Consider the following 11,218-nt stretch of genomic DNA (forward strand, 5'->3'; position numbering starts at 1 on the left):
AGCTTATTCATCTGTCACAAATCCGAGTCGAGGTGTGCAATGGAGCTTCAAACATGGCTGGCGTTTTTTGCCGCCTGCTGGGTGATCAGCCTGTCCCCCGGTGCCGGCGCCATTGCGTCCATGTCCAGCGGTCTGCAGTACGGTTTCTGGCGCGGTTACTGGAACGCCCTGGGCCTGCAATTGGGGCTGGCGGTGCAGATCGCGATTGTCGGTGCTGGTGTGGGCGCGATTCTCACGGCGTCGGCCACTGCGTTCTTTGCGATCAAATGGTTCGGCGTGGCGTACCTGGTTTATCTCGCGATCAAACAATGGCGCGCGCTGCCCAGCGACATGAGCGATGACGCGGCGATCCGGCCGATTGGCAAGCCGATGGCCCTGGTGTTCCGCGGTTTTCTGGTGAACATCAGCAACCCCAAGGCGTTGGTGTTCATGCTGGCGGTGTTGCCGCAGTTCATTGATCCGCAAGCGCCGCTGCTGATCCAGTACGTGATCATCGGTGCCACCATGATCTGTGTGGACCTGATCGTCATGGCAGGGTACACCGGGCTGGCTTCCAAAGTGCTGCGTATGTTGCGCACACCCAAACAGCAAAAGCGCATGAACCGTACCTTCGCCGGGCTGTTCATTGGCGCGGCGGCGTTCATGGCGACTCTGCGTAAAGCCGCGGTTTAAGCCCTCCGGCACAGGAAAGGCGACCTATCAGGTCGCCTTTTTCGTTTAAGTCCAGTAACGCGCCCCACAACAAAGCTTGAGTGAAACTGATTGGGAGTGAACAATATGTTACTTCGTATTTCCAATTGAGATTCGTTCATGATTGCCCCGTCCCGTTTCCTGGCCTGGCTGATAGCGCCGGTGTTGGCCCTGTGCAGTTTTAATCTGCTGGCCGACACGGTAGAGGGCGCACCGCAAGCGCTGCACCTGCTCGACTACATCGGCGCGGATTATCCGCAAGCGGTGCAGGCCGGCAAGGTCGCCAGCGAATCCGAATACCGCGAGCAACTGGAGTTCGTCCAGGCGGTGCAAGGCTTGATTGCCGCGATGCCGGCCAAACCGGAAAAGGCCGGGCTGGAACAGGGCATCACCAAGCTGCGCGCGGCGATAAGCGCCCGCCAGGATGGCGCCGACGTCGCCCGCCAGGCTCGCCAACTCGGGGCGAAGCTGGCCGTGGCCTATGAAGTCAGCCAGGCGCCGATCATTACCCCGGACCCGACTCGCGGCGCGCCACTGTACGCCCAGCATTGCTCGGTGTGTCACGGCGACACGGGCGCTGGCGATGGACCGGCGGGTGTCGGCCTGACCCCGCCGCCGGCCAACTTACGTGATAACGCGCGCCTCGATCACCTGAGCCTCTACGCGATCTACAACACAGTGGGCCTGGGGGTCGAAGGCACCGACATGCCGGCATTCGGCGATCAGCTGGATGATCGCCAGCGTTGGGACCTGGCTACTTACATCGCCAGCTTCAGCGCCGATCCGGCGACCGCCAGCGGCGACAAGATCTATGACATTGCCGAGCTGGCCCGCCAGACCCCGGCCGAAGTGCATGCCGCCGACGGTCCGCAGGCCGCCGCAACCTTCCGCGCGCAACGGGCGCAACCGCCACAGGCCAAGCGTGGCCCGGCGCAGTTGCTCGACTACACCGCCGTCACCCTGGACAAGAGCGTGGCGGCCTACCGTGACGGCGATCACGACCAAGCCTATGACCTGTCGGTAGCGGCGTATCTGGAAGGCTTCGAGCTGGTCGAAAGCTCCCTGGACAACGTCGATGCCAACGTGCGCAAAGACACGGAAAAGTCATTGATGGCTTACCGTCAGTCGTTGCAGGACGGCCTGCCGGTGGAGCAGGTGGAACAGCGCCTGGAAGCGGCCAAGGCCAAGTTGAAGGCGTCCGCCGAATTGTTGGGCAGCGATGGCTTGAGCTGGTCGTTGAGCTATATCTCCGGCTTGCTGATCCTGCTGCGCGAAGGCCTGGAAGCCATCCTGGTGCTGGCGGCGATCCTCGCTTTCCTGCGTAACACCGGCCAACAGTCGGCGGTACGCAGTGTGAACGTCGGTTGGGGCCTGGCGCTGTTGGCCGGCCTGGGTACCTGGGCGCTTGCGGCTTATGTGATCGATGTCAGCGGCTCGCAACGCGAACTGCTGGAAGGTGCGACGGCGCTGTTTGCCAGCGTCATGGTGTTGTGGCTCGGTGTGTGGATGCACGACCGTCGTCATGCCGCAGCCTGGCAGGATTACATCAAGAGCAGCCTGGTGGGCGGAGGCGGGCGTTTCGGTTTTGCGATCCTGGCGTTCTTCTCGGTGTATCGCGAGCTGTTCGAAGTGATCCTGTTCTACGAGACCCTGTGGCTGCAGGCAGGCCCCGCTGGCCATGACGCGGTGCTGGCCGGTGGTGCGACGGCGCTGGTGCTGTTGGTCGGCCTGGCCTGGGTGATCCTGCGCGGCTCGGCGAAACTGCCGCTGACGCTGTTTTTCAGCATCAACGCCGGTCTGCTCTGTGCTTTGTCGGTGGTGTTCGCCGGGCATGGCGTGAAGGCGCTGCAGGAAGCCGGGATCTTCGGCACGCGACCGGTGCCGTTTTTTGAGTTCGATTGGCTGGGGATTCATGCGGATGCGTATTCGTTGAGCGCTCAGGCTGTGGCTTTGCTTGCGATCATCGTGCTGTACAGCCGTAGTCGCATGGCCGAGAAGCGGCGGGTGACAGTTTCTTAACCGAGGATCCTTAAAAGATCGCAGCCTGCGGCAGCTCCTACAGGTGTACGTTAATCCCTGTAGGAGCTGCCGAAGGCTGCGATCTTTTGCTTTCAAGAGGAAAAAAACATGCGCGTATGGATCGATGCCGACGCCTGCCCTCGGGCAGCCAAGGATCTGGTGGTCAAGTTCGCTCTCAAGCGCCGGTTTGAGGTGGTGCTGGTGGCGGGGCAGCCGCAGATCAAGCCGGGCCTGGCCCTGGTCAAGCTGATCGTGGTGCCCAGCGGACCGGATGCGGCGGATGATTACCTGGTGGAGCACGCGGTCCCCGGTGAGCTGGTGATATGCAGTGACGTGCCGCTGGCCGACCGGCTCGTAAAGAAGGGCGTCGCTGCGCTGGACCCGCGGGGCAAGGAATTCGACGCGCAGAACATGGGCGATCGCTTGGCCGTACGTAATCTGTTCACCGACTTGCGTGAGCAGGGGCAGATGAGCGGCGGACCAGCGCCTTTTGGCGAGCGGGAGAAGCAGGCGTTTGCCAATGCGCTGGACCGGATCCTGACGCGGCTGTCGCGCCAGTCTTAAGGTTCACGCGGTCCCCTGTAGGAGCTGGCTTGCCAGCGAAAGCGATCGAACATTCAACATCTGCGTCGAATGCTATGACGCCTTCGCTGGCAAGCCAGCTCCTACAGGGGGCGGTGTCAGGCGTCGTTTTCGTGGGTCAGTTCGAGTACGCGGTCGACCAGTTTATTGATGCCCGAAGCCGCTTCACTGATCGATTGCGCCAGCATGTACGCCGGCGTCGTCACCAGTTTGCGCGCCTTGTCTTCGACGATATCGCTCACGGCACAGTCCTTGTGGGTGGCGCCCATCTTGTTCAGGGCCGCTGCCGTTTCGGCGTCGTTGCCGATGGTGCAGGTTACGCCCGGCCCATAGATTTTCGCCGCCAGGGCAGGCGAGATGCAGATCAGGCCGACCGGCTTGCCGGCCTCGGCAAAGGCTTCGGTCAAGGCCAGCACGTCCGGTTGAACAGTGCAGCCGGTTCCTTCGATGGCGAAATTGGAGAGGTTCTTGGCGGAGCCGAAACCGCCGGGAATGATCAGCGCATCGAAGTCTTCGGCGTCCGCTTCACGGATGTCCTTGATCTCGCCCCGGGCAATGCGCGCCGATTCCACCAGCACATTGCGCGACTCGGGCATTTCTTCGCCGGTCAGGTGATTGATCACATGCAGCTGCGCGATGTTCGGCGCAAAACACTGCACCTGCGCGCCACGCTGGTCCAGGCGCAGCAGGGTCACCACGCTTTCGTAGATTTCGGCGCCGTCGTACACGCCACAGCCGGAAAGGATCACTGCAACTTTTTTGCTCATGGGCTTTTCTCCAGATTCATGGCGTTAAATGTCCACTAATTTGTCACTCGTTGCCATAGGGATAATTCGAGGTTACACATAGGATCTGTCCTCAAGATTCCGTTCAGGGCGCGTCATGGACTTCATTCTGTATGCGGTGCCGTTTTTCTTCGTGCTGATCGCCGTCGAGCTGCTGGCCGACCGTTGGCGCGGGGTCAGCAACTATCGACTGGCGGACGCGATCAACAGCATCAGCACCGGCGTGCTCTCGACCACCACCGGCCTGCTGACCAAAGGCGTAGGGCTGCTGACCTACGCGTTTGCCCTCAAGCACCTGGCGCTGTTCGAGCTCTCGGCCGACAGTGTCTGGGTATGGATTTTTGCCTTTGTCTTTTATGACTTCTGCTATTACTGGCTGCACCGCATGGGCCACGAGCGCAACATCCTCTGGGCTGCGCATTCGGTGCATCACCAGAGCGAGGACTACAACCTCTCCACCGCCCTGCGCCAGACCAGCACCGGGTTTCTGCTGAGCTGGATCTTCTACCTGCCCATGGCCGTCGCCGGCGTGCCCTTGCTGGTGTTCGTCAGCGTCGCCGCGCTGAACCTGCTGTACCAGTTCTGGGTGCACACCCGGCACATTCCCAAGCTGGGATGGTTCGAGTGGTTTTTCGTCACGCCATCCAATCATCGGGCCCACCATGCACAGAACGCTCTCTACATGGATCGCAACTACGGCGGCGTGTTCATTATTTGGGACCGTCTATTCGGCTCGTTCCAGGAAGAAGACGACAACGAGCCGGTGATTTTCGGCGTGACCACGCCCCTGGCGAGCTGGAATCCGGTGTGGGCCAACGTGCAGTTCTACGCGCAGTTGTGGGCGGATGCGCGGCGTGCCGAAAGCACCTGGGACAAGCTGCGGATCTGGTTCATGCGCACCGGCTGGCGGCCGGCGGACGTGGCAGCCAGGTACCCGATGAACAAGCCGGACCTGAGCCAGTTCCGCAAATTCGAGGTGCCGCTGGATGGGCGCCAGCAGCTCTATGTGCTGTTGCAGTTCTGCGTCTACATCGCCCTGGGCAGCTATTTGATGAACCTGGAACCCAGTCTGTCGACGGCCGCGTTGGTGTTGGGCTGGGGGGCGGTGGCGCTGGGCCTGTTCGTTTTGGGCGTGGCCCTGGAGAATCGCCCGTGGGCGCTGAAGCTGGAATTGCTGCGCCTGGCATCGAATGTGCCGCTGGTCTGGCTGGCGCCGCTGGCGGGACTGTGGCCGGCCAGCGCGGTGGGCTGGGTCGGCCTGCTCAGTTACAGCCTGATCAGCGGTATCGGGCTTTATTGCTGCAGAAACCGCTTTACTCGACTGGCGTCTTAGGGCCGCCGGTAGTGTGCTTTTCGGCCTTCAGGGCTTGCTCGTCGGCATAGATCTGCCGGGCCAGGCGCGCATTCTTGAAGCGCCGGCGCAGCCACAGGCCCAGGCCCAGGATGAGCAGGGCGCCGAGCACCCACAGCTCGTATTTCTTGATACTGCCGAGCATCCCTTCCAGTACAGCGCCAAAGTGATAGGCCGCCGCCGCCAGCGCGGTGGCCCAGATCGCCGCGCCAATGCCGTTGAGCAGCAGATAGCGGCCCGGTGGATAGCCCGACAGGCCGATGGCCACCGGCATCACGGTGCGCAAGCCGTAGACGAAGCGGAAGCTCAGGACCCAGATGTCCGGGTGTTTGCGAATATGTTCCAGCGCCCGGTCACCCATCATCTGCCAGCGCGGTTTGCGTGCCAGCAGCTTGCGCCCGTGCTTGCGTCCCAGGAAGTACCACAGCTGGTCGCCGGCATAGCTGCCGCAGAACGCCACGACCACCACCAGGTTGATGTCCATGTAACCACGGAACGCGAGGAAGCCCGCGAGCACCAGGATGGTTTCGCCTTCGAAGAACGTGCCGAGAAACAGGGCAAAGTAGCCGAAGTCATGCAGAAATTGTTGGAGCATTGTCTGGGTGCTGGCGAAATGAACGCGCAGCCTAACCCTTCGTACACATTCAGGAAAGTGTCCAAATGTGTCTCGACGTGAACATTTCCTACAAGGACAATGGAATACGGCTACATGACATAGGGCGCACACAACTGTAATACGTTCGTCATAATGGCCGCTTATAACTGTCACGCTCGCACGCCTGCGGGCTCAGGAGTCTGCCGTGAGCTTTACCCCCGTCAACCGTTTGTTTCCCGCCACCCGCCTGCGCCGCAACCGTCGTGACGATTTTTCGCGTCGTCTGGTCCGTGAAAACGTGCTGTCCGTCGACGACCTGATCCTGCCGGTATTTGTGCTGGACGGTGAGAACCGTCGTGAAGCGGTGGCTTCGATGCCGGGCGTCGAGCGCCTGACCATCGATCTGTTGCTGGAAGAAGCGGCCAAGTGGGTCGAGCTGGGCATTCCCGCATTGGCGCTGTTCCCGGTGACCCCGGCAGAGCTCAAGTCGCTGGACGCCGCCGAAGCCTGGAACCCGGAAGGCATCGCCCAACGCGCCACCCGCGCCCTGCGTGCGCAGTTCCCTGATCTGGGCGTGATCACCGACGTCGCCCTGGACCCGTTCACCGCCCACGGTCAGGACGGTATTCTCGACGAAGAAGGCTACGTGCAGAACGACATCACCGTCGACGCACTGGTCCGCCAAGCCCTGTCCCATGCCGAAGCCGGTGCCCAGGTGGTGGCGCCGTCGGACATGATGGACGGTCGCATCCAGGCGATCCGCGAGGCCCTCGAAGTGGCCGGTCACGTCAACGTGCGGATCATGGCCTATTCGGCGAAGTACGCCAGCGCCTATTACGGCCCGTTCCGCGACGCGGTCGGTTCGGCGCTGAACCTGGGCAAGGCCAACAAGGCCTCCTATCAGATGGACCCGGCCAACAGCAACGAAGCCCTGCACGAAGTGGCGGCCGACTTGTCAGAAGGCGCAGACATGGTCATGGTCAAGCCAGGCATGCCGTATCTGGACATCCTCTGCCGGGTCAAAGAAGAATTCAAAGTGCCGACCTTTGTGTATCAAGTCAGCGGCGAATACGCCATGCACATGGCGGCGATCCAGAATGGCTGGTTGAGCGAAGGGGTTATCCTCGAATCCCTGACCGCTTTTAAACGCGCAGGCGCTGATGGCATCCTCACGTATTTTGCCGTTCGTGCCGCTCAATTGTTACGAGAGCAAAAATAGCCCTCCCAGGAACATTCGATGAATACCGAAGTACTCACTGAAGTTGCCGTAAAAGACGCTCAACCAGTGGTGGAGCAGGTCGACGAAACCCCGCCGGAGGTGGAGCCCGCTCCGCCCGCGGCGGTCGTCGAGCCCGCAGTGGCAGCGCCAGCGATTGCCATTCCCGGCCTGGATGACAGCAGCCTGTACATCCACCGTGAGCTGTCGCAACTGCAGTTCAACATCCGCGTGCTGGAACAGGCACTGGACGAGTCCTACCCGTTGCTGGAGCGGCTGAAGTTCCTGCTGATCTTCTCCAGCAACCTGGACGAGTTCTTCGAGATTCGCGTCGCCGGCCTGAAGAAGCAGATCACCTTCGCCCGTGAGCAGGCCGGCGCCGACGGCCTGCAACCGCACCAGGCCCTGGCCCGCATCAGTGAACTGGTGCACGGTCACGTTGACCGCCAGTACGCGATCCTCAACGACATTCTGCTGCCGGAACTGGAAAAGCATCAGGTCCGCTTCATCCGTCGCCGCAACTGGACGACCAAGCTCAAGACCTGGGTGCGCCGTTATTTCCGCGACGAAATCGCCCCGATCATCACCCCGATCGGCCTCGACCCGACGCACCCGTTCCCGTTGCTGGTGAACAAGAGCCTGAACTTCATCGTCGAGCTCGAAGGCATCGACGCCTTCGGTCGCGACTCTGGCCTCGCGATCATCCCGGCCCCGCGCCTGCTGCCGCGCATCATCAAGGTGCCGGAAGAAGTCGGCGGCGCCGGCGACAACTATGTGTTCCTGTCGTCGATGATCCACGCCCACGCCGATGACCTGTTCCAGGGCATGAAGGTCAAGGGCTGCTACCAGTTCCGCCTGACCCGAAACGCCGACCTGGCGCTGGACTCCGAAGACGTCGAAGACCTTGCGCGCGCCCTGCGCGGCGAGTTGTTCTCCCGTCGTTACGGCGACGCGGTGCGACTGGAGGTGGCCGATACCTGCCCGAAACACCTGTCCGACTACCTGCTCAAGCAGTTCAACCTGAGCGAGACCGAGCTGTATCAGGTCAACGGTCCGGTGAACCTGACGCGTCTGTTCAGCATCACCGGCCTGGACAGCCAGCGCGAGCTGCAGTACCTGCCGTTCACCCCGCAGATCCCGAAACTGCTGCAAAACAGCGAGAACATTTTCAGCGTGATCAGCAAGCAGGACATCCTGCTGCTGCACCCGTTCGAGTCGTTCACCCCGGTGGTCGACCTGCTGCGCCAGGCCGCCAAGGACCCGCACGTGCTGGCGGTGCGCCAGACCCTGTACCGCTCCGGCGCCAACTCGGAAATCGTCGATGCGTTAGTGGACGCGGCGCGAAACGGCAAGGAGGTCACCGCGGTGATCGAATTGCGCGCGCGCTTCGACGAGGAGTCCAACCTGCAACTGGCCAGCCGTCTGCAAGCGGCCGGTGCGGTGGTGATCTATGGTGTGGTCGGCTTCAAGACCCACGCCAAGATGATGCTGATCCTACGCCGCGAAGCGGGCGAGATCGTGCGTTACGCGCACTTGGGCACGGGTAACTACCACGCCGGCAACGCCCGCCTGTACACCGACTACAGCCTGCTGACCTCCGACGACGCCCTGTGCGAAGACGTCGGCAAACTGTTCAGCCAGTTGATCGGCATGGGCAAGACGTTGCGCATGAAGAAGCTGCTGCACGCGCCGTTCACCCTGAAAAAGGGCATGCTCGACATGATTGCCCGGGAAACCCAGTTCGCCCTCGAGGGCAAGCCGGCGCACATCATCGCCAAGTTCAACTCGCTGACCGATCCGAAGATCATTCGCGCGTTGTACAAGGCCAGCCAGTCGGGCGTGCGCATCGATCTGGTGGTGCGTGGCATGTGCTGCCTGCGGCCGGGCATCGCCGGGGTCTCGCACAACATCCACGTGCGTTCGATCATCGGGCGCTTCCTGGAGCACACCCGGGTCTTCTACTTCCTCAATGGCGGCGATGAACAGATGTTCCTGTCCAGTGCCGACTGGATGGAGCGCAACCTCGACAAGCGCGTCGAGACTTGCTTCCCGGTGGAAGGCAAGAAGCTGATCATGCGGGTCAAGAAAGAGCTGGAGTTGTATCTGACCGATAACACCCACAGCTGGAGCCTGCAGTCGGACGGCCGTTACATCCGCAATACGCCGACCGGCAACCAGAACCCGCGCAGTGCCCAGGCTACGTTGCTGGAGCGGTTGGGTAGCCCGATTCTGGCGGTACGCTAAAAAAAATGGCGATCCCAAGGGATCGCCATTTTTGTTATGACCGCCGTCCCTGTAGGAGCGAGTTTGCTCGCGAAAAACCTGAGGGCAGCGCGTTTATTCAGGCCGCACGCATTATCGTTCACGTCCATCGCGAGCAAGCTCGCTCCTACAGGGGTTTCAGCGCGCTGTAAGGACGATATCCACCCGCGTCAGCCACTGCGCTTCAATTTCGAAATCCGCCTGGGTCAGTTGGTTCTCATCCAGCCAGTTTTCCGGGAACACCACTTCCAGGCTGTTGCCATTGGCATTCAATTCCACCTGGGGCATCTGCTGAGTGCCGCGGATGTGATGGAACAGGATCGCGAAGCGCAGCAGCACGCACAGGCGAATCAGCTTGGTGCCGTCGTTGCCGAACTCGGCAAACTTGTCCTTGGGGATGTTGCGGCGGTGACCGCGTACCAGCAGCGCGAGCATCAGTTGGTCTTCGCGGGAGAAGCCAGCGAGGTCCGAGTGTTCGATCAGGTAGGCGCCGTGCTTGTGATACTGGTAGTGAGCGATGTCCAGGCCCACTTCATGCACCTTGGCCGCCCAGCCGAGCAGTTCGCGCCAGACGCCGTCTTCCAGGTCCCAGTCCCTGGCCACCTGGTCGAAGGCATGCAGGGCCTTGCGCTCGACGCGCACCGCCTGTTCCAGGTCGACGTGGTAACGCTCCATCAGCGAGGTCAGGGTGCGTTCACGCACGTCTTCGTGATGATGGCGACCCAGCAGGTCATAGAGCACGCCTTCTCGTAGTGCGCCTTCACAGTGGTCCATGCGCTGCAATTCCAGGGAATCGAAGATGGCTTCGAGAATGGCCAGGCCTGCCGGGAAAATCGCCCGGCGGTCCGGCTTGATGCCTTCGAAGTCGATCTTGTCGACGTCGCCCAGCTTGATCAGCTTGCGCTTGAGCCAGGCCAGGCCCTGGGCGTTGACCTCGCCGCTGCCGTGGCCACCGGCCTTCAGCGCCAGGCCGATGGCGCGGATGGTGCCCGAGGAGCCGATGGCTTCATCCCAGGTCAGGCGGTGCAGGGCGTGCTCGATGCTCATGATCTCCAGCCGCGCCGCGGTGTACGCCTGGGCGTAACGGGCCGGGGTGATCTTGCCGTCCTTGAAATAGCGCTGGGTGTAGCTGACGCAACCCATCTGCAGGCTTTCACGCAACAATGGCTCGAATCTCTGCCCGATGATGAATTCGGTACTGCCGCCGCCGATGTCGGCCACCAGGCGTTTGCCCGGGGTGTCGGCGAGGGTGTGGGACACGCCCAGATAAATCAGGCGCGCTTCTTCACGGCCGGAGATGACTTCCACCGGGTGACCGAGGATTTCTTCGGCGCGGTGGATGAATTCGTTGCGGTTGCGGGCTTCACGCAGGGCGTTGGTGCCGACGATCCGCACGGCGCCGGTGGGCATACCGTTGATCAGTTGGGCGAAGCGCTTGAGGCAATCGAGCCCGCGCTGCATGGATTCTTCGCTGAGCTTGCGCTCTTCATCGATACCGGCGGCCAGCTGAACCTTCTCCCCGAGACGTTCGAGAATACGGATTTCACCGTTCTGGGCCTTGGCCACGACCATGTGAAAGCTGTTGGAGCCCAGGTCGATAGCGGCGATCAGGGACAGATTCTTGGCTTGGGATTGCGGCATGGTCAGGGTCTCGGTCGATAACCTCGACATCGTGCCACGATCAAAGGCTGGCGCCAACGCGTAGGCGTCGCGGCGAT

9 protein-coding genes are annotated in these 11,218 nt (G+C 61.8%); 6 read left to right on the forward strand and 3 right to left on the reverse strand.

Features of this window, described 5'->3' with window-relative positions; genetic code table 11:
* The first annotated feature begins 39 nt into the window (after positions 1–39).
* The 3 genes from SOP95_RS11655 (at position 40) to SOP95_RS11665 (ending at position 3,273) form a co-directional block, all read left to right on the forward strand.
* Positions 40–672 (forward strand): LysE family transporter, encoded by a 633-nt coding sequence (locus SOP95_RS11655; protein ID WP_323607199.1) that lies wholly within the window; start codon positions 40–42, stop codon positions 670–672.
* 138 nt (positions 673–810) lie between these two features.
* Positions 811–2,709 carry an FTR1 family protein gene (locus SOP95_RS11660; RefSeq protein WP_323607200.1) on the forward strand — a complete coding sequence of 633 codons (1,899 nt, stop codon included), beginning with the start codon at positions 811–813 and terminating at the stop codon, positions 2,707–2,709.
* 108 nt (positions 2,710–2,817) lie between these two features.
* Positions 2,818–3,273, forward strand: a complete 456-nt coding sequence (locus tag SOP95_RS11665; RefSeq protein ID WP_274073673.1) for a YaiI/YqxD family protein — start codon at positions 2,818–2,820, stop codon at positions 3,271–3,273.
* Between the two features lie 116 nt (positions 3,274–3,389).
* Here SOP95_RS11665 and elbB read toward each other — a convergent pair whose 3' ends face one another.
* Positions 3,390–4,058: an isoprenoid biosynthesis glyoxalase ElbB gene (gene elbB / locus SOP95_RS11670; protein WP_046818466.1), complete on the reverse strand. Its 669-nt coding sequence runs from the start codon at positions 4,056–4,058 to the stop codon at positions 3,390–3,392.
* 115 nt (positions 4,059–4,173) lie between these two features.
* On the opposite strand from elbB, the gene SOP95_RS11675 reads away from it, so the two are divergent.
* Entirely contained in the window at positions 4,174–5,409 is a 1,236-nt protein-coding gene (locus SOP95_RS11675; protein ID WP_323607202.1) for a sterol desaturase family protein, read from the forward strand.
* On the opposite strand, the gene SOP95_RS11680 is transcribed toward SOP95_RS11675, so the two are convergent.
* Entirely contained in the window at positions 5,390–6,022 is a 633-nt protein-coding gene (locus tag SOP95_RS11680) for a DedA family protein (protein ID WP_274073671.1), read from the reverse strand. The two genes, SOP95_RS11675 and SOP95_RS11680, sit on opposite strands and share 20 nt — an antisense overlap.
* 205 nt (positions 6,023–6,227) lie before the next feature.
* On the opposite strand from SOP95_RS11680, the gene hemB reads away from it, so the two are divergent.
* Together hemB and ppk1 are read left to right on the forward strand one after the other, a co-directional pair.
* Entirely contained in the window at positions 6,228–7,241 is a 1,014-nt protein-coding gene (gene hemB / locus SOP95_RS11685) for a porphobilinogen synthase (protein WP_323607205.1), read from the forward strand.
* 18 nt (positions 7,242–7,259) lie between these two features.
* Positions 7,260–9,482: a polyphosphate kinase 1 gene (ppk1, locus tag SOP95_RS11690; RefSeq protein ID WP_274073669.1), complete on the forward strand. Its 2,223-nt coding sequence runs from the start codon at positions 7,260–7,262 to the stop codon at positions 9,480–9,482.
* A gap of 156 nt (positions 9,483–9,638) precedes the next feature.
* On the opposite strand, the gene ppx is transcribed toward ppk1, so the two are convergent.
* Positions 9,639–11,141, reverse strand: coding sequence for an exopolyphosphatase (gene ppx / locus SOP95_RS11695; protein ID WP_274073869.1), 1,503 nt, complete (start codon positions 11,139–11,141; stop codon positions 9,639–9,641).
* Positions 11,142–11,218: the final 77 nt, after the last annotated feature.

The sequence above is a fragment of the Pseudomonas sp. YuFO8 genome, assembly GCF_035065025.1.
Classification (GTDB): domain Bacteria; phylum Pseudomonadota; class Gammaproteobacteria; order Pseudomonadales; family Pseudomonadaceae; genus Aquipseudomonas; species Aquipseudomonas putida_AE.